The sequence below is a fragment of the Infirmifilum lucidum genome, assembly GCF_014876775.1.
GTDB lineage: Archaea > Thermoproteota > Thermoprotei > Thermofilales > Thermofilaceae > Thermofilum > Thermofilum lucidum.
On record NZ_CP062310.1, the window covers coordinates 1,440,770 to 1,458,418 of the forward strand.

The 17,649-nt window shown below is 53.7% G+C and carries 21 protein-coding genes and 1 pseudogene; 11 read left to right on the forward strand and 11 right to left on the reverse strand.

Annotated elements, in window-relative coordinates:
* Window positions 1–61: 61 nt before the first annotated feature.
* The 10 genes and pseudogenes from IG193_RS08155 to IG193_RS08200 all read right to left on the reverse strand — a co-directional run bounded on the left by IG193_RS08155 (window position 62) and on the right by IG193_RS08200 (window position 7,378).
* A complete protein-coding gene (locus IG193_RS08155) occupies window positions 62–661 on the reverse strand; it encodes a helicase HerA domain-containing protein (protein WP_192818682.1) in 600 nt (199 codons plus the stop codon).
* A complete protein-coding gene (thiW, locus tag IG193_RS08160) occupies window positions 610–1,140 on the reverse strand; it encodes an energy coupling factor transporter S component ThiW (RefSeq protein WP_218042137.1) in 531 nt (176 codons plus the stop codon). The genes IG193_RS08155 and thiW overlap by 52 nt, the downstream gene beginning before the upstream one ends.
* Window positions 1,124–2,512 (reverse strand): bifunctional hydroxymethylpyrimidine kinase/phosphomethylpyrimidine kinase, encoded by a 1,389-nt coding sequence (locus IG193_RS08165; RefSeq protein ID WP_192818683.1) that lies wholly within the window; start codon window positions 2,510–2,512, stop codon window positions 1,124–1,126. Before IG193_RS08165 ends, thiW begins: the two co-directional genes overlap by 17 nt.
* 6 nt (window positions 2,513–2,518) lie before the next feature.
* Window positions 2,519–3,712 carry a purine-cytosine permease family protein gene (locus IG193_RS08170; RefSeq protein WP_192818684.1) on the reverse strand — a complete coding sequence of 398 codons (1,194 nt, stop codon included), beginning with the start codon at window positions 3,710–3,712 and terminating at the stop codon, window positions 2,519–2,521.
* A 254-nt stretch (window positions 3,713–3,966) separates the two neighbouring features.
* Window positions 3,967–4,338: a nucleotidyltransferase domain-containing protein gene (locus IG193_RS08175; RefSeq protein WP_218042138.1), complete on the reverse strand. Its 372-nt coding sequence runs from the start codon at window positions 4,336–4,338 to the stop codon at window positions 3,967–3,969.
* Window positions 4,305–4,712, reverse strand: a complete 408-nt coding sequence (locus tag IG193_RS08180) for a HEPN domain-containing protein (protein ID WP_192818685.1) — start codon at window positions 4,710–4,712, stop codon at window positions 4,305–4,307. The genes IG193_RS08175 and IG193_RS08180 overlap by 34 nt, the downstream gene beginning before the upstream one ends.
* Before the next feature lie 196 nt (window positions 4,713–4,908).
* A pseudogene (locus IG193_RS09285) lies at window positions 4,909–5,261 on the reverse strand (DUF86 domain-containing protein).
* 70 nt (window positions 5,262–5,331) lie between these two features.
* A complete protein-coding gene (locus tag IG193_RS08190) occupies window positions 5,332–5,691 on the reverse strand; it encodes a nucleotidyltransferase family protein (RefSeq protein WP_192818687.1) in 360 nt (119 codons plus the stop codon).
* A 69-nt stretch (window positions 5,692–5,760) separates the two neighbouring features.
* Window positions 5,761–6,447: a glycerophosphodiester phosphodiesterase gene (locus IG193_RS08195; protein ID WP_192818688.1), complete on the reverse strand. Its 687-nt coding sequence runs from the start codon at window positions 6,445–6,447 to the stop codon at window positions 5,761–5,763.
* 37 nt (window positions 6,448–6,484) lie between these two features.
* Window positions 6,485–7,378: a PhoU domain-containing protein gene (locus IG193_RS08200; protein ID WP_192818689.1), complete on the reverse strand. Its 894-nt coding sequence runs from the start codon at window positions 7,376–7,378 to the stop codon at window positions 6,485–6,487.
* An 87-nt stretch (window positions 7,379–7,465) separates the two neighbouring features.
* On the opposite strand from IG193_RS08200, the gene IG193_RS08205 reads away from it, so the two are divergent.
* Complete coding sequence (locus tag IG193_RS08205; protein WP_192818690.1) at window positions 7,466–7,903, forward strand: hypothetical protein; 438 nt, start codon at window positions 7,466–7,468, stop codon at window positions 7,901–7,903.
* 20 nt (window positions 7,904–7,923) lie between these two features.
* Here IG193_RS08205 and IG193_RS08210 read toward each other — a convergent pair whose 3' ends face one another.
* Complete coding sequence (locus tag IG193_RS08210) at window positions 7,924–8,526, reverse strand: mechanosensitive ion channel domain-containing protein (protein ID WP_192818691.1); 603 nt, start codon at window positions 8,524–8,526, stop codon at window positions 7,924–7,926.
* A gap of 99 nt (window positions 8,527–8,625) precedes the next feature.
* On the opposite strand from IG193_RS08210, the gene IG193_RS08215 reads away from it, so the two are divergent.
* From IG193_RS08215 to IG193_RS08260, 10 genes are all read left to right on the forward strand, one after another.
* A complete protein-coding gene (locus tag IG193_RS08215) occupies window positions 8,626–9,282 on the forward strand; it encodes a hypothetical protein (protein ID WP_192818692.1) in 657 nt (218 codons plus the stop codon).
* Between the two features lie 33 nt (window positions 9,283–9,315).
* Entirely contained in the window at window positions 9,316–9,822 is a 507-nt protein-coding gene (locus IG193_RS08220; protein ID WP_192818693.1) for a hypothetical protein, read from the forward strand.
* Between the two features lie 113 nt (window positions 9,823–9,935).
* Window positions 9,936–11,165: a S8 family peptidase gene (locus tag IG193_RS08225; RefSeq protein ID WP_192818694.1), complete on the forward strand. Its 1,230-nt coding sequence runs from the start codon at window positions 9,936–9,938 to the stop codon at window positions 11,163–11,165.
* A 46-nt stretch (window positions 11,166–11,211) separates the two neighbouring features.
* Window positions 11,212–11,985 carry a radical SAM protein gene (locus IG193_RS08230; RefSeq protein ID WP_192818695.1) on the forward strand — a complete coding sequence of 258 codons (774 nt, stop codon included), beginning with the start codon at window positions 11,212–11,214 and terminating at the stop codon, window positions 11,983–11,985.
* A 55-nt stretch (window positions 11,986–12,040) separates the two neighbouring features.
* On the forward strand, window positions 12,041–12,388 hold the full coding sequence (locus tag IG193_RS08235) for an FAD-dependent oxidoreductase (protein WP_192818696.1): 348 nt from the start codon (window positions 12,041–12,043) through the stop codon (window positions 12,386–12,388).
* The gene (locus IG193_RS08240; protein WP_225876086.1) at window positions 12,385–13,521 is read left to right on the forward strand and encodes an FAD-binding oxidoreductase; all 1,137 of its coding nucleotides are present in this window, start codon (window positions 12,385–12,387) and stop codon (window positions 13,519–13,521) included. Before IG193_RS08235 ends, IG193_RS08240 begins: the two co-directional genes overlap by 4 nt.
* A gap of 2 nt (window positions 13,522–13,523) precedes the next feature.
* The gene (locus tag IG193_RS08245) at window positions 13,524–14,309 is read left to right on the forward strand and encodes a hypothetical protein (protein WP_192818697.1); all 786 of its coding nucleotides are present in this window, start codon (window positions 13,524–13,526) and stop codon (window positions 14,307–14,309) included.
* Window positions 14,310–14,358: 49 nt separating this feature from the next.
* Window positions 14,359–16,155, forward strand: a complete 1,797-nt coding sequence (locus IG193_RS08250; RefSeq protein WP_192818698.1) for a phosphoenolpyruvate carboxykinase (ATP) — start codon at window positions 14,359–14,361, stop codon at window positions 16,153–16,155.
* Between the two features lie 41 nt (window positions 16,156–16,196).
* Window positions 16,197–16,724: a QueT transporter family protein gene (locus tag IG193_RS08255; RefSeq protein ID WP_192818699.1), complete on the forward strand. Its 528-nt coding sequence runs from the start codon at window positions 16,197–16,199 to the stop codon at window positions 16,722–16,724.
* A gap of 69 nt (window positions 16,725–16,793) precedes the next feature.
* Window positions 16,794–17,648 (forward strand): hypothetical protein, encoded by an 855-nt coding sequence (locus IG193_RS08260; RefSeq protein ID WP_192818700.1) that lies wholly within the window; start codon window positions 16,794–16,796, stop codon window positions 17,646–17,648.
* Window position 17,649 lies beyond the last annotated feature (1 nt).

The window sequence follows — 17,649 nt, forward strand, 5'->3', positions numbered from 1 at the left end:
AAGACATTATTCCTCTAAAGCCTTTTTTCCCCTTTCCCAATGCCAGTAGCAGTACTTTTATTTACAAGTAGTAGACGTCTGCATTTACACGCTCTACGAAGTATTTCAACGCCTCTGATTCTCGCCTTGTCAGGCCAGAGCCCTTATCGTTGGAGAGCTTTAATCCAGAGTAGGCGTTGGCGAGGAAGGTCTCTGCTAGGAGGGCACACTCTGCAAGCTTGTTCGGGTCTCCCGCGTGAAAATACATAGTCATGTCGTTCACGACCAAGACTCTTGTGGGGTCTTTCCTGAATAGCTCTAGGAGGGATTCGAGCACATTCCTGTTAAACTCTGCCAACTGGATGACTTCTTCGACGCTTCTCCCCTCCAACCTGGGCGCTCTCACCTCCCTAGGTGCTAGGTACCTCACTCTGTGCACCGCACTCGTATAATGCGATAACCTGTAGCCGAGACCGGGGATTGTGGTTGGAGCCATATCTATTACTGTTACTTCACTAGCGTCTACAAGTTCTAGCAAGCCTTCCAGAATCCTTGCCGTAAGCCTAGTCTTGCCGCTGCCTGTCTCGCCGACTATTACCGTCCTCTTCCCGAGGACTGTCCTGGCCTCGATCATCCCTTCAATACGTTCAGCAGCCCCGTTTTGTCCAGCGCGAGAAGGCACAGGGCTCCGAGGACGCATCCCGTAACAGAGCTCAGAGCCCAGCCGCTCAAGAACCATACGATGGCTCCGAACTTGGCGTGCATAGAGCCCCCGAGTAGGGGGTCCAGTATGTACCAGGAGAACGTCCCGCCTACCAGGATCGTGCCCAGGGGCTCCGAGAGGGATGCTGCGAGTATTGCTAGCCTGCGCTTCTTAATGAGCCTGGTAGCCAGCCTGTAAACTAATCCCACTACAATCCCGCCAGGGATCCCGCCGGGGTACGCGAAGATAGTTCCTGTGCCAAGCGATATTCTGATAGTCCCGACCACTGCGGCGATAAGTGCTGCCCAGAGAGGGCCGAGTATTACCCCTGCCACTGAATTTACCATGTGCTGTGCCGGGTAAGCCTTGGTAGGTCCCCACACAAAGTACAGCGGGGACAGCACCACCGCTACTGCTACGAGTACAGAGGAGAGAGCCAACTTAACTGTCAGCCTCACTACCCTCACCCCCTAGTCTTTTAGCTACTTCGACGACCATGTTCGCCACTTCGACAGCGTCCTTTCCGAAGAGCAGGATCATGGGCTCTTTCCCCCAATCGCCCGTGTGGTATATGGCTCTTGGAACCCTTCCCCCAGCCCTCCTCACAGCAGTCTCCACCCCCCAGGGTATAGTCGCGCCCTCGACTCTCTTAACCTCGGGGGGCTCCTCTCTCCTATCGTAGTACGATACCGAGTACGAGAGCTCTTGCAGGATCCTGAGCACCTCCTCGGAAAACCTTATGTTAGCTGCCGCTCTCACCTCTGGGTCGTACTCCATTATCTTCAGGACTGCCCTTGCCACGTGCCGCGATGCTCCGAACGCAGGAGCGCTTGAAGCTTTGATTGAGTCGTTGAGCTTTACTATCCTACCGGGAACCCCTGCAACATCTTCTACACCCCTTGCGTAGTGCTTCGGCAGGCTCATCGCAATGTTCATTTGGCACTCGGGGACGAGCTTCGCGACGCTCTTGCCGTGCTCCTCGAGGATCCTGAGAGCGCTCGAGACGTTGTGTAGCACTCTGTATCTCTCTGCATCGATAGCTAGGGCGGCTATTGGGTTTACAGGCCCGTGCCCCCTGCCGAGCGGCAAAGAGTACTTTATCGCCATGGTAACAAAATCCTTCGCCTTTTTAACGGCCTCTACTATGTCCTTGCCTTTAGCGAGCTCGGCTGTTATTGCTGCGGAGAACGTACAGCCGGTTCCGTGAGTGTTCTTTGTCTCTATCCTCTCGGCAGAGAACTCCCAGAAACTCCCCCTGTAGTACAGGACGTCAATGGCCGTAGCAGAGGCGGAGTGGCCTCCTTTAATCACGACAGCCTCAGCACCATACTCCTCAGCGAGTAGCCTCGCGACGACCTTCATGTCCTCGACGCCCTCTATCCTCCTGCCGGAGAGCCTTTCAGCCTCGGGTATGTTTGGCGTCACGACTTTAGCCAGTGGCAGCAGCTCGCTTACGAGGGTGCTTACAGCCTCCTCCTGGAGCAGCGGCGCGCCGCTCTTGGCGACCATTACCGGGTCAACGACTAGGGGGAAGCCATACCTCCTCACGGATCTGGCAACAGCCGTGATTATCCCCGAGCTACTCAGCATCCCCGTCTTCGCAGCGTCAACTCCGAGGTCTTCCGCCACAGCTTCGATCTGCTTCTCTATTAACGCCGTGTCTATCTCCTGCACGCCAGTAACCGAGTACGTGTTCTGGGCTGTTATCGCGGTAATCGCGCAGGTGCCGTGGACGCCCAGAGCGGCGAAAGTCTTCAGATCAGCCTGTATGCCGGCCCCGCCTCCAGAGTCACTACCGGCTATAGTCAAGGCAACGGGTATCACCTTCATGCCCCCTCACCTCTTAAGAAGCTTCTTGAAGATGATTTGCAAGAGGAAGGCCGTTGCAAACGATGGGAGCGACGCGCCAAGCCAACTACAGTAATTAATGACGAGCAGATACACCGCAGCTCCCATAGCCCACGAAGCCAACGACTCCCAGCGCACCCTCCTTGAAGGGGCTTCACCGGTTATGTAGTCCGATATGAGTGCACCGGAAAGCGGCACGAAGAGAGCCCCTATCATCAATAGGAACCACTCGTAAGTTTCAGGCGAGAGGACTAGAGCCAAAGCACCCCCTACCAGCGCGGTAGCCGACGCTAGCAACCTCCCACTAGCCCGGGGCAGAATATTCTTGAGCGAGATTGCAGCCGAGTATATGTCCGCCCACGTGTTGTCTGTCTCGTCTACGACGAGCGGAAGAAGCGCGAGCGTGCCAAAGAACATCATTGCTATTGAAGCTGGCGTTAATACCTCTCCTGTAACAATAGCCATCGCCGCGCCGACAGCATAGTACCACGCGTTGCCCAGCGCGTAGCCTACAAGCGTTCCTAGGATAGCTTCCTTGTTGCTAACAGCGAAGCGGTTGTAGTCTGCTACTAGTGGCCACCAAGATATGGGCATTGCTATTACGAGGTCGAGCGCGTAGAGCAGGGGCAAGGCTTCGCTAACACTGCCCTGCGTAGCCCCAACTTTCTTGAGAGTCTGCAGGGTCAACCACGCCGATGCGGTGATAGCAAGCCACACAACAACCTTCTCTAGGTAGTGCTTTATCACCGAAAGAGGCCCCCACACTGCTAGAAGCCAGCACCACAAAGTGAATACAACAATCCAAAGAGCCCTGTCAAAGCCCGTTATCCTGTAAGCAGCCTCACCCATTATGAAGAGCTCGAAAGCCGTCCACCCTACTAACTGAACGACGTTCAGTACTGTTGGGAGGTATGAGCCTACGTCACCCAGCAGGAACCTGAGGGAGACCATTGTGGGCACGCCCTTCCGGGTTCCGGGGATGCCTGTGAGTGCGAGTATTAGGCTACCGATAACTGACCCCGCTATTGAGACGAGTAGCGCGTTCCAGAAGCCTAGCCCTGCAAGGAGCGCACCGGCCTGGAAGACCAACAGGCCTATGCTCAAGTCAAACCAGAGAACCCCCACGTCGAACGCTCTCAGCCCGCGCTTGGAGACAGGCTCTATGCTAAACTCTTCTGCCATTTTCTAATCACCGGTTATGGATTCCTCGTAAAGATAAAATTCCATCTATTTAAACTTTTGTTTTATATTTTATAACTAAGTTATAGATATGTGTTGTTAATAACTGGTCTACTAGAGCGAGCCGGGACACGCCTGAGAATAGTGACTTGTAGCAGATCCTGTTGAAGCTCGAGAGCTATAGCTAGAAGCCTGAGCAACAAGGAATGGTAGGGGCAGGCTTTACCCACTGGAAGCAGAGAGCCCGACGCGCGGCTTCACGTTTTCTCCCAGGGCTTTAGTTTTCTGGCGAGGTGGAAGTCGTCTCTCACGGGTACGCCATAGTTTACTAGCTCGAGTGCTAGTGGGTCTCTTTTCGTAACTCTATCCATGAGCTCCTCCTCTGTAAGTGGTATTAACTCGAAGCCCGGCGGCGCGTCCAGCTCTCTGAGCCTCTGAAGGGGGTTGCCCTTAAATTCACCCACGACAACCACGTCCACGTCGCTCCACACGTTGAAGTCGCCCCTAGCGTAGGAACCCACCAGGAATACTGAGTACCTGCCCCTGAGTGACTCAGCAAACTTCCTAACCTCCTCGATCACTCTCTTCCTCTCCTCTATCCTTCTCCTGATGACCCCAGAGCCCTCCACCTGGCCTCGATATACTCTATTACCTCTTTACATATTTCTATCGCCTCTTCGGCGTCCTTCCTCGTGTAGTACTGGTAGGGGGCACCCTCACTCCACGCGTTAGGGTACCTGGTGGGCACGTACATTTTGTCGAGGTATTTAGCCTTGTCGATGAGTTCCTCGGGGGCGCCTACATGACTGAGCAGAAGACTAACAGCGTGCCCTGCCCTGGGCTGGCCCACGCCGTACAGGTAAGCCTTGACCGCAAACTCTGCGGCCTGTTGCGCCTTGAAGCAGGCCCAGTTATAGTCGCCACCCTCGATGTCCCTCTTAGCAGACTCTAGCGTCCTCTTAGCCATGTTCAACCATCTGTTAAACTCGTCGTGATCCAACATGTAACAGAAGTGGCGCCCACGACCTATAAGAAGTTTTGTTACCAAAGTGGTAACGGCAAAAGCTGGGCGTATTTCTGCGGGTACTCCTGGGCTCCATTCTGTAGCAGGGGAGCAGCTAGTCGCGCTGCAAAAGAGCCGAACGCGACGCAGGAACCAAACCGGGAGCCTAACTACGGGTGTGTCCTCTGTGCCAGCCTTAGGGGTCTAGACCCTTATCCGAGGCGTGCTTGACTATTGACCTAGCTATGTCCAGCATCTCTCTGTACTTACGCTCAGTGGGCACGTCGATTCCATACTCTCTATTCACCCGCAAGTACCCGTGTACTAATACATTCCTGAAGCCTATCGGCCTCCTCATGAGGTCTCCCTCCGCCTGTGATAATACCCCAATCTGAGTTCTAAGGCAACGTCTGAGTACCTGCTTGGCGGTTTTCCTCCAAGCGCTATTACTACGTGGGCTCCTAGATCGATTAGTGCTTGGATAGAGAGTTGGAGTAGATGCAGTACTGAGTAGTAGATATACTCGTTATCCCATGTTAGTGGCTCTATCTAGTAGCCCTATGTACTCTTTAATAGACTTAGCCAATTCAATGATTCTCGACAAACTTCCTCACCAACTTCATCTCATACTTTCTCCGCGAATAGTCTGAAGTCCAAGTACAAGTCCATAGCTCTGACAACAAACTCCAGCCAGGAGGAACTCTCTCGCGTACAATAGTATGCTTTGAGTAGCAATAGTATACAACAGCGAGTAGGGTATCTCATCATTTACAGTTGGTACGTCGATTCTATCTTCGGGTACGCTCAGGTAGTCGGACAAGGCAAGTATGAGGTCTACTAAGTCCACGCCACCCTTAACCGCTATGTCTATATCGCTCAGAGGATCAGAAACACCTCTAGCCTGAGACCCGTAGAACACTGCAAACTCAACGTTATACTTCTCCCAGTTAAACTCCTTCAATGCATCTATGAGATCCATACTCGGACACTTATTCTGCTACCCGGAGTATACTTTGAAAAATTACGCGTCCAGGCCTCACCTTAGAAATTAGCCCTGTCCGGCTAAAGCCCCAGCTTTAGCCGCTATGAGTCGAAGTTTCTCTGGGGCGTCAGTTATCAAGTAGTCTACGCCTAGCTCAACGAGCTCAGAAGCCTTTGCTGGGTTATTGACTGTCCAGACTGCAACCTTGAACCCCACCGAGTGTAGCTCTTCTACGAGCTCTCTGTCCACGAAGTAGTAGTGTACAGAAATTCCGTCGGCAGATGCGAGCTCGACCTCCTTGACAGGGTTTGCCGGCCGGTACTGGACATTGCCGAGAATAGCGGTGACACTCCCGTCTACCTCCTTGGCACGGCGTATAGTGTTATGGAAACCGCTGCTGACGATAACATCTCTCACACCGAACTTCCTGGCGAGGGCAACGCTCTCCACCTCTATCCCCCTGGTCTTTAAGTCCAGCCACACGCCGCACTTACTGCCTACGAGGGACAGGTGCTCCTCGAGGGTGCTCGGCCTGAAAAGCGGGTCACGCCCCTCTATGAGCAAATAGCCATAGTCCATCACAAGCCCCCGCAACCCCCTGACCCCCGTCTCCATCCCGTGCTTGACCACGAGTTCCCCGTTCCCGTCCCGTGTCACGTCGAACTCGACCACCTCGACGCCTACGCGCAAGTACTTCAGCAGTAAGCTCTTCCTGTTAGCCTTGTGGGCCACTATGATGGGCCTGTGGTGCATACGGGTGGAGTGCTTGCTCAGGAAAATAAATGTTGTGTTATGTGAGGTCTAGTATGTCCCGGAGTAGAGTAGCGACACCCTCAAAGACTTCTACAAGTCTGGGCGATAGGTTGGGCCTCTCCTTCTCCATCACCTCCTCTAGCCTGTTGTAGAGCTCTAACGCCTCCTTGCGCCTGGCATCCTCGCCTAGAACTACTTCCACGACAGTCCTCTGGAAGCTCTCGAGGAGCCAGTAGATCTCGTGGGGGACTTTCTCCGCTCTAAACTCGCCGCGGAAAAGCCTCTCGTATAGGTCGCCTATATTCTCGAGGTTGCGCACCACGAGCCTGATGTCGACGAGCCGGGACTTCTCGGAGCTGGGGTAGAGGGGATCCGAAACCCTGCTCCTGATCACCCTCACGGCGAGGAAGTACAGCCTGTCGACTATGTCGTCCATAGCCAGGACTTTTTCAGCGAGAGCACGGTCTCCAGTCTCCACAGCCTGGAACACCACCCTAAGCATGGCCAGCGTGATTGTATTTATCCTCTGGACAATGGAGTAGAGGTCGTAGTCCGGCCTCGTGAAGCACTGGAGAACCATGGAATCTTGCTCCTCGCCCACGATCTCGAGCCCCAGGAGTATCTGCCTGGCCCTCTCGATAACCCTCAGAACCTCCTCCCTGCAGTCGCCGCTAAAAGACACCTCGATTACCTCAAACCCCCTTAAGTAGGCAGAAACAATGTTCCTGTAGAGGTTCTCGTCACACGCTATCCTTATACTCTTAACTCCTCCCCCCTTCCCGCTGAGCCTTAAGGGGCTTAGCTTCAGCGACCCGTCTTCCTCGGCCTCGAGGATAACTACGCCTCTCTCCCCTACACTCTCGAGAACCCAGTCTTTCGGCAGAGCAACATAGTAACTACCCCCGATCTTCACTACCCTGCGGGTCTCCACGACATAGTTAACATGTTTAGCTTATTAAACATTCACCTAGCCCGAAAGGAATATTATCGGATAGCGGCGATATGCAACTGAGGAGCCTTGCCGAACACGCTCAGAATGGTACTTCTCATTGCTGGCTATGCACTCTACGTAGTTTTCGTAATGCCGCTGAGACTCCTAGCAAGCCTCCTCAAACGTAGTCCTGAAGCCGTACTCCTATTCAAGCCCAGCATGCATGGTATAGCTGTCGAGCATAGAGCGAGGGGCGAAGCCCTAAGGCTCGTGTACGACTGGGCCTCGGGCATGGGCCTCCTGTTAACCCTTCAAGGCCAGCTAGTGAAGAAGTCGCGGCCTGGCACGCTTAGAGGCTATGTGCTGAGCATGGCGGCTTCTCTGAAGACCTACATGGAGTCAAGGGGTTACGCCGTAAGAGTAATGTTTAAGGAAGTATTTGGGGGAGAGCCCTTTGCAGTAGTTGAAGTTAAGAGAAAGAACCTATTACCCAGAATTTCAGAAATCATTAGTAGAGTACTCTAACAAAACTTACCCGTGTAGGCTCATGCCCTCTTAATGATGTATACTTTCGAGCCGATTAGCTGGTTGTTGGGGATTAAGACTAGAGTGCCGTCGTCTTTCTTCACGACAGTAAAGAGCGTTAAGATGTCCTCGACTACTCCCTGCTCGCCAGCCACGACTACGTAGTCGCCTATCTTTATGGGCCTGACAATGAGCACGAAGAGGCCTGCTATCGCCTGGCCCAATACCTGCTGGGTGGCGAACCCTATCACCATGCCTATAAAGCCCCCGAGTGCTACGCCGGCAGCGCCTCCAGCCGCCCCGCCCGCTATCCCGGCTGCCAGGGCTCCAATACCGAGTATGGTGAATATACTCCTCACGGCGGCTGCAGTGCTGTGGGGGTGCTTGAGCCTGAGCATCCAGTAGACTAGGTTTGAGACGCTCTTGACTATCATGTAGCCGAAGACTAGGGCGAGGCCTATAGCTATGTACAAAGAATACGGATCCAGTACGGGCTTCACCCCGGGGATTAACGTGGGTATAGTTGTGAAGACCAGGGCGCTGACGATTATATAGATGGCCACCCATGCTACCAGGTTTACTACGCTCCCCCTTATTCTCTCTGGGATGTTTTCGCCTGACACAGTTTAGAGGCGTCTTAAGCTGTCATATGAAGCTTTTAGTTCAAAGAGCTAAGGCGGATGTAAATAATATTAACCTCTCAAACGCCTGATATATACATCATGAGGGTGGTGTTGCTCGTACTCGCTGTACTCGTGCTTGTTCCATGCACTTTCCTCGCCCAGTGCCCAGAGCCTCTAGAAGCGAGAGCCTTTGAAGCCGTCATAAACACGCCTGGGGCTAGGCTAGACGCTTCCAGGCTAGCCGCTTACGCCGTGAAGGAGGTGGCCTCCGGCGTGTTCGCCTACAGGAGTGGATTCGACGAGAGGATCGCGGTCACGCTAGGCCTCGAAGCACTGCCGGCAACAGGCAGGCAGTACCCCGTGATACGCCTCCAAGTGTTGCCGGGTGCTAGTGGCGTTACGGATGCAGACTTGAGGAGGGCTCTAAAGCTAGAGCTGGACAGGCTCACAAGCGTGGGGGTTATCCAGGGCTTGAGCGAAGAACTAGAGTCTTCTCTTGTCTTATCGGCACGCCTAGGGCTAGCCGGGTGGGATAGGAGGCTAGTCTTCGACAACGGCGCCTGGAGGCCCTTCAACGAGTCCTCTATTTACGTGCCCCTGAGGGGCTGTCCGGCCCCGCTAGCCGTAGACTACTCTTCCTTGCCGGTCTGGAGGACAGGTAGCCAGGACAACTTGCCGTTGATTATTTCTGCCGGCGTGGTAGCCGTGCTGGCGCTCTTCCTCGCGTGGAGGTTTACTGCTAAGCGGAAAAGTTAATTTGCTTCTCCAACGGTTACACGGGGGAGGCCGATGTCACCCATAGGCTTCTGGGACTCCGCTATACTGGTTCTCCTCGGCGTTATTACAGCTTTCTGGGGCGTAAAGTTTGCGAGGCTGCTAGCCTCCCTCGTCTTCGGCCTCGCAATGGGCTACGTCTTCTACGCCTACTCGACGCCAGCCCTCAAAGCTACACTACTCCCGCTAGTACTGTTCCTATTAGGCTTCGTGGTCGGCGCAATGATAGGCTTCTCAGCCTTCAAGCTAGTAGTATCTCTCCTATCCGGATACGTAGTGTCGGAGATCCTCATGTCCACGGGATACGTTGTACACAATGAGACAGCTATCCTCGTCTTAACACTAGCCTTTGCAGCTATAATCTACGCGCTGATGGAGAAGATGCTGGCGTTAGGCTTCTCCCTCCTAGGGGCAGGGTTGGTCTACAGGGGCCTACTAGCCGCCGGCGTCCAGCCAGCATTCTCACTGCTCGTAGCGGTAGCCGTGTTTATCCTGGGCTTTATCGTCCAGACGAGAGGATAAGCTGTAAAACCTTGCTAGTTTTTTCCCACCTCTAACTCTGGTAGCTCTAAAATTCTTACGGAAACCCCGCAATAATATTTAAATACTAACCCCTGGAAAGTTCGGTGAAAAACATGAGGGCAACAGCCCTGCTACTAGCCCTCCTAGTGATAGTAGCCGGCTTCTCGGCGCTCGTCCAGGCTCCGCCACAGTACAAGCGCCTAGCCGTAGGATACACAGATCTTTCAACTCTCCACACTATAGCCTCGCAGCACGCCGCAGCGGTCGTGAAGACTATACCCGAGATAAAGGTGGCAGTGCTACTGGTTCCCGCAGGTGAAGACCTCCGCGGCCACGTAGGGAAGGGCTTGAGGTACGTTGAAGAGGACAAGATTGCCGTTGCGCTGGAGCTGAGCTCCTACTCTGACGTCCAGTGGAACATGAAGATGATCAACGCCACTAAAGTGTGGGACACGTACTACCCGTCGCTCAACGGCGCCGCGCTGGGCAAGGGGGTTAAAGTCGCGGTTCTCGACACGGGCGTCCTGTACACGCACCCAGACCTGAAGGGAAGGGTAGTCTGGTGCGTAAACACCGTCTTGAAGAAAACTTACAAGGGCACGGATCTCTCAAAGTGCACTGACCGGAACGGCCACGGGACGCACGTAGCGGGCATCATCGCGGCGCTGATAAACAACGCCGGAGTCACAGGCGTAGCCTCTAACGTCTCAATATACATTATTAAGGTTCTGAACGACGCAGGGTCTGGGACGTACACAGACATAGCAGAGGGGATAATTGAAGCAGTTAAAGGCCCAGACGGCGTAGTCGGCACCTCCGACGATGCAAAGGTATTGAGCATGTCCCTCGGAGGCTCGAGCGACAGTAACATCCTGTACGACGCGGTGAAGTGGGCCTACCAGAACGGCGCAGTGCTAGTGGCTGCCGCTGGGAACAGTGGCGACGGTGACCCATCAACGGACAACGTCGCGTACCCAGCCAGATACCCCGAGGTGATAGCTGTAGCAGCCGTAGACAGCTCCTACAATGTACCGACCTGGAGTAGCGATGGGCCTGAAGTAGACGTAGCCGCGCCCGGTGTGAACATCCTCTCAACGTACCTGAGGAACGGCTACGCCACTCTCAGCGGCACTTCAATGGCTACCCCACACGTGTCCGGCGTCGTCGCGCTGATACAGGCCTTAAGGCTCGCCCAGGGCAAGTCACTGCTCACCCCCAGCCAGGTGTATGACGTACTCACGAGTACAGCTGTAGACATCAACGCTAAAGGCTTCGACGTCTTCACGGGCTACGGCCTCGTAGACGCAATAGCAGCGGTCAACAAGGCCCTGGGCCTGCCGTAGCGGCCCCAAAAGTATTATTTTCTCGTCATCCTTTCTTTAACCGTCCATGCCAGCAGGTACTGGCTACAACCCCCTACTCCTCGGCGAGGCCGTAAGGCGCATGGTCTCCCGAGGGGTCGAGAGGAAGTACTACAGGTTCAGGGGTGGGAGGTGGTACGGAGGCATATCGACAGCAGACTGCGTCGGCTGCAACTTGAGGTGCGTGTTCTGCTGGAGCAGGGAGCCGAGGGAGAAGCCGTGGCTAGGCAAGTGGAGGTTCTACGCGCCCGAAGAAGTCTACGGCCGCATCAGGGTGATTGCCCTGAAGAAGGGCTACACCCAGCTGAGGATCTCCGGGAACGAGCCCACACTCGCGTGGGAGCACCTCCTACGCGTGCTCGAGCTCGTGGAGGAGGACGGCCTCTTCACGTTCATACTGGAGACTAACGGCATAGAGATAGGCGCCGACAAGAGCAAGGCGCGCGATCTCTCGAAGTTCACGCACGTGCACGTGCGGGTCTCGCTGAAGGGAACCTCGCACGAGGAGTTCCACAAGCTAACGGGGGCTAGAGAGGAGTTCTACGAGTACCAGCTCTCAGCTCTCAAGAACCTAGCCGACTACGGAGTCCCGGCGCACCCCGCAGTCATGCTCTCATTCTCATCAGAGGCGTCCTACAGGAGCCTCCTCGAAAGGCTTGGAGAGATAGACCCCCGCTACGTGAAGGACTTCGAGGAGGAGTACGTCTTCCTGTACCCCCACGTCGTCGAGAACCTGAGGAAAGCAGGCCTGTCGCCGAGAGTAGCTTATAGTCCGGACGAGATACCCGACGAACTAGTGTAAGTAGATCCTGGTACCCCTCATTAAGCCTAATATACCTGGCGATGATGTTTTAGACGTGCAGGAGTACGACGTTACCATAGTAGGAAGTGGTATTGTAGGCCTGATGATCGCTTATAACTTGGCTCACTACAAGGTTAAGGCTCTAGTCCTGGAGGCAAATCCAGAGCCTGGTTGGGGTGTTTCAAAGGCTCATGCAGCAATAATTCACGTCGTCCAGTTACCCTTTAGATCTCTCAAGAGCAGAATGGCTCGCGATGGTAATAAGAAAATATTGCAGGTAGCCGAAAGGCTTGGAGTTAGGTATGTTAGAACGAGTACACTTGTTGTTGCGACGAAAATACATCATCTTTTAGCGCTCCCCTTTGTAGCACTTTACCTGAGACTAAACCTCGGCCGGGCGTGATTGGTGGAACTATATGTGAAGGGTGCCTCGTTATAGACGTAAAGAAAATGAACAGGATTCTTAGCTTCTCGGAAGAAGATTCTCTGGTTTTTGTCGAATCCGGGGTGATGCTGAAGAAATTGGAGGAGTTTTTAAACTCTAGGGGTTTCACGCTTAGACATATTCCGCAATCTTTTCCTGAAGCAGCTATAGGTGGTCTGATAGCTACAATGAGCACAGGACAGTTTAGCACGAAGTACGGGGGAATAGAAGAACTCATAGTTGACCTAGAGGCTGTTGCACCAGACGGTGGCATTATCCCCTTAAGGAGGAATATAGTTCCAAGAGCCGCAACAGAACCTGATTTTAAACGATTGTTCATAGGAAGCGAGGGTCAGCTAGGTATAATAACAAAGGCTGTCTTGAAAGCGTTCCCAATACCACAGCACCAATGGAAGAACTCCTATTTCTTCCCTGACTTCGAATCGGGATTGAGAGCGATGCGTGAGATAATGCTTACTGAAGCGACACCTGCAGTTGCTAGATTATACGACAAGGAAGACTCAACCGTAAGGTTCCACGATGCTAGGGACATTCTCCTACTAATATATGAGGAGAATTCTGAGGGGATTCTAAAAGCAAAAGTTGCCGAGGCTGAAAGGATAATAACTAAACACGGGGGGCTGTCGATTGGTACAGATCCCGTAGAAAAGTGGCTTGAGAAACGGTTCGACGTAATATCTGAGCTGAAGAAGCTAGTAGTCCCACTTAACCTCTGGTTCGACACTATTGAAACCTCGGCCACTTGGAGTAACTTGCCTAGAGTCTATAGAGTATTCAAGGAGAGGCTCAAGAAGGTGAAAGGAGTCTACGCAGTACTGGCCCATGCCTCCCATTTTTACACTACAGGTGCATGTATATACTTCACATTAACTTACGAAGCTGACGAGCAAACCTACTGGCACATGTGGGAGGAAGCTATGAGAACTTTACTTGAAACAGGAGCAACAATAAGCCATCACCACGGTATCGGCCTTTTGAGAGCCAAGTGGGTCGGAGAAGAGCTTAGAGCTGGCCTAGACTACCTTAGGAAGATAAAGAAATGTCTAGACCCCTGGGGTCTTTCGAATCCCGGGAAGTGGATGGGTGTCTGAGTGTGGTGAGTTTGGCAACGCTGAAGGCAGTAAGGCTGACACCAACGCTTGTAGTGAGATTCATGTTACTCCCCTTACATAGAGTCAGGAACCCCTGTCTCTACTGTCCAGGCATATGTCTAACTGCTTGCCCTACTTTTCTTGCTTCAGGCAACCTTGCGATGAGCCCACTAGGCTATTCTCGCAACATAAATCTCGGGAGGGAGAAGTGTGTAAAATGTTGGAGGTGCGTGCGAGAGTGTCCTTTAGGTTATCCTCTCCCAGAGACATTTCATGATACGCCCATTAAACTAACTCTCTCGATTGCTAAGGAGGGAAAACCGACTCTAGTCGTTTCTGAGGGCCTAGAAGAGAGCATAGGAACAAAACTAGCCGAAAAATACGGACTAGGTCTCGCAGTAGTGAGAGGCATTACAGAGCGTTATACTGAGGGAAGGCGCGTTGAAATCAGCTCTCTAAGGAAAGTGTTGAAGACCCTTAGGCATAGAGACCCGGTTGCTATGTCTCCTGAAGTTGCCCATAGCCTTGGGATTCCATTTTTACTCGAAATGCCCGAGTTACTCAAACCAGTGAGCTTCACGGGTAGGGTTCACGTTCCCTGTCTAATACTTGACAAAGGAGAAAGAGTGCTAAGATCTCTTGAGAAGGTGAACATCAATGTCACTGAGGTCGTCGTGGATAAGTGCATTAAGGTTTCGTCGGTAGAGCCTGACACCCTGTATTTATGTCCAAGAGCAACTCTGCACAACGCTAAAACAATCTTCGACTTGATGCTCTCAGACGGCTAATCGCTGTAATAAAAAAATTCTTTAATAAATACTTGACGAATAGAAAGATGTGGGTGGGAGCAGTTATAGGGTAATACCCCCGCTCGAGGAGCTTAACCCCCGGGTATTCAGGGAGGCCTTTAGGCGTATCGTGGAACTGAAGGAGAAGGCCGGCTTGAAGGCCATTCTGGACAACCCTCCCGACCTCCTGGAGAGGGCGAAGCTCTACGCGACTCAGTTCAGGAACGGTGCATTAGGCTGGGCTAGCAACATATGGAGTAGGTCTGCGGCGAACACTGTTGTAGTCAACAGCGACAGCGAGCTAAGGCAGGAGCACAAGCTACTCATGCAGAGAGTCCTAGAGCACATACTGGCTCAAGGGCCCCTGATCAAGGTAGACGGGTACTACGGGAGGCCGGGAACTAAAGTCCAGATGCACACGACGGTTTACGTTGACCCGCAGTTCCCAGACCTCGCCTACAGGTGGAAGCAACTAGTATTCCCCGCGCCCCCGGACGAGAAACCCGACGCCGAGCTCTTCGTCATACCCCACTACCTAGGCAACCCACTGATCCCCGGCACTAACAGGCTGATGGCTATACTCGTCTTCCCGCACCACAACCTGACTATAATCACCCTGTCGAGCTACCAGGGGGAGATAAAGAAGGGGTCGCTGCGCCACTGGATCTACCACGTGTACAGGAAGGGGTGTACAGGGGAGCACGCCGCCCTCAGGGAATTCACTGTTCAGACAGTTGAAGGCACTTGGAAGAGAGTGACGCTAGTGATATGGGGCCTCACAGGCTCAGGCAAGTCCACACACGGCTTCTACGTGTGGACCCCGAGTAACGCGAAGGTGTACGTGGAGAAGTTTGCTGTCAACCCGCTAGAGTACGTCCGGGATCAGAAGATAAGGAATGACGACATCATCGCTATTTGCGAGGACAAGGTCTACGGCTCGGAGCGTGGAGCATGGGTAAAGACCGAAGACTTAACCCCGGAGCAGGAGGCCCTCTGGAACGCCTGCATGAGCCCTAGAGCCCTACACGAGAACACAGAGTTCTCCGCCGACGGAAACCCCAGCTTCGAGGGAGCGCTCTTCCAGTACTTCGGCATGCCAAACAGGAACGCTAGATCCGTCATATACCTCGAAGACACGGGCTACTTCGACGGCCAAATAGACTCGGACGGGCCACTGAACACAGCAGTTTTCCTCTCCCCGGGATACTTCACAGACTACGCGTGGGTCAAGTTAAACACGCCGGAGTTCATAGCTAAGGCGCTAGCAGACGGGAGAACTGTAGGCCACCCGGCGCAAGCACGGGAACTTGTCGGCAGAGTGAGGTTTGTCCCCCGCTACTCGGAGTTCACCATAGGCGTAGGGGATGACGCCCACGTTCTAAGGTTCTACGAGTTCCTGAAGAAGTGGCAGGAGAAGGGCCACAGGGTCGAAGTTTACATGTGGAATACTACCGGGAGAATAGTAGCCCAGTACAAGTGGAGTGAGGTTAAGGTTGGGGACAGAGTAGTGAGAATACCTGAACCAGTGCTAGAGGTAAGAGATGGAGTCCCCAAGCCTGTCGGCGGCACTCGCCCTACAATAGAGGAGACGGAGCTATTCCTCCTCCAGGCAACGCGGGGCGCCGTTAAGTGGAAGCCACATCCGGTGTGGGGCGAGCGCGTCCTCGTCCCAGCGGAAGTCCCGGGAATCCCAGGTGATAGGCTGAAGGAGCTAGACCCTACAACATACCTCGGTATGAGCGAGTTCAGAGAGCTCTTACAGGCCCAGGTAGAGTACAGCAAGCTAGTTCTACAACAGCTAGGCATGAAGCTACCCGAGGAGATACTCCGGGCCATGGACTTCTAACCACCAAAAATTATATTCGGTGAGAACAGGAGAGAGAGTGTATGAACTCAAGGGAAATAGCCTTAGCCAGCATCATCGCCGCGCTCTACGCTGTACTCGTGTACCTCTTGCCATTCATGTCTTTCCTGCTGTGGCAGGTTAGAGTAGCCGACGCGCTCATAGCGCTAACCACAGTACTAGGCTACCCGGCTGTGCTAGGCGTCACTGTGGGCTGTTTCATCGGGAATATCCTGGCAGCTCCCTGGGGGAGCGCGGCCCTCAACGCGTTTGACGCGTTTCTCGGGAGCCTCATGAACCTCGTAGCAGGCTACGCCGGCTACAGGATTGCCAGGAAAGGCGGAGAGCGTAACAGGATCATAGCCCTGGTAGTCCAGGTTCTCGTGATATCTGTGGGCGTGGGGTCGTACCTTAAGTACTTGTTGCTCTGGGCTTTTGGAACAGACGTCCCAGTACTACTCTCCATAGCCGGGGTTCTGCCAGGGTCGGTGATATCGATAGTAGTCTTGGGCTACCCGTTATCGCTGGCTGTTGAAAGATCCTTGAAGGGGCTACGGGGCAGGGCTTCCTAGAGGCTTACAGAACACACTGGCATAAAAAGGAATATTATCTAGAGCTTCTCAAGTTCTCTGAGAGTCGTCATGACCACTGCGTTGGCTAGGCCCACGCGCTTGTCGATGCTTCAAAGGTACCTGTTCCCGCTCATGGTTCTACTATCGGTGAATGTTAAGGCTTTAGAGGTGCACAGCTGGCTAGCCCCCCTTGTAGTCTACGGCCTCTACAGCCTGCTAAGACTTGAAGTCGGCTGGAGTGAGAGGTTCTTCACATTCACGCTGTACGCATGCACGCTCGCGCTATACCTGACAGGCTTCTCTACTATGGAGGGCTCGATCTTCCTGTCTTTGCTAGTAGTGGCACCCGTCATGCTGGTAGCAATAGAGGTTGAGAGAGCGTTCACGGAATACGTCCTCTCCGAGGCGGGGGTAAGAATTAGAAGCATAAGGCGTGACTCGCTGTTGCCGCGAATAACCACCCTGGAGGTACCCTACTACATGATCTCGGGTGCAAGAACCCGCTACCCCTTGCTCTCCAGGATCTTCAAGAAGAGATATATAGATCTAGTACTGGAGACTAGTTACGGGAGCATAGCCCTTAGAGGCGTCCCTCAGGAGTCAAACCTGCCTGCTCTAGTCGAGAAGCTCTCTCACAGGCCTGGTGTGGGCTTCGCGAAATACGGCGAGAGGACAGGCGTGTCGCTGGTAGGAAAGGGGCTTGAAGTGAGCGGCATATTTAATCCGAGCCTAGCGGGCACTGAGCTTGCTGAACTTCGCCGTCCCCCCGAGTCCTTCTCCGAGAGGCGTAGAGCAGGCTCCAGCATGAGTAGCCTGGCAGGCTCTGGGAAAGAGAGCGCTGAAAGAGGAGAGTCGCCAGCCAGGGCGAAGACGGCCTCACCTCCTAGGAGGCGCGTGAGAAACCGCATCGAGAGGCTACTCTAGG

What these genes read in the sequence shown, in the direction of transcription:
- IG193_RS08170 (WP_192818684.1), bottom strand. Translation starts at nt 3,712, where the DNA reads ATGGCAGAAGAGTTTAGCATAGAGCCTGTCTCCAAGCGCGGGCTGAGA.
- IG193_RS08180 (WP_192818685.1), bottom strand. Translation starts at nt 4,712, where the DNA reads ATGTTGGATCACGACGAGTTTAACAGATGGTTGAACATGGCTAAGAGG.
- IG193_RS08195 (WP_192818688.1), bottom strand. Translation starts at nt 6,447, where the DNA reads ATGCACCACAGGCCCATCATAGTGGCCCACAAGGCTAACAGGAAGAGC.
- IG193_RS08190 (WP_192818687.1), bottom strand. Translation starts at nt 5,691, where the DNA reads ATGGATCTCATAGATGCATTGAAGGAGTTTAACTGGGAGAAGTATAAC.
- IG193_RS08225 (WP_192818694.1), top strand. Translation starts at nt 9,936, where the DNA reads ATGAGGGCAACAGCCCTGCTACTAGCCCTCCTAGTGATAGTAGCCGGC.
- IG193_RS08220 (WP_192818693.1), top strand. Translation starts at nt 9,316, where the DNA reads ATGTCACCCATAGGCTTCTGGGACTCCGCTATACTGGTTCTCCTCGGC.
- IG193_RS08255 (WP_192818699.1), top strand. Translation starts at nt 16,197, where the DNA reads ATGAACTCAAGGGAAATAGCCTTAGCCAGCATCATCGCCGCGCTCTAC.
- IG193_RS08230 (WP_192818695.1), top strand. Translation starts at nt 11,212, where the DNA reads ATGCCAGCAGGTACTGGCTACAACCCCCTACTCCTCGGCGAGGCCGTA.
- IG193_RS08260 (WP_192818700.1), top strand. Translation starts at nt 16,794, where the DNA reads ATGACCACTGCGTTGGCTAGGCCCACGCGCTTGTCGATGCTTCAAAGG.
- IG193_RS08165 (WP_192818683.1), bottom strand. Translation starts at nt 2,512, where the DNA reads ATGAAGGTGATACCCGTTGCCTTGACTATAGCCGGTAGTGACTCTGGA.
- IG193_RS08215 (WP_192818692.1), top strand. Translation starts at nt 8,626, where the DNA reads ATGAGGGTGGTGTTGCTCGTACTCGCTGTACTCGTGCTTGTTCCATGC.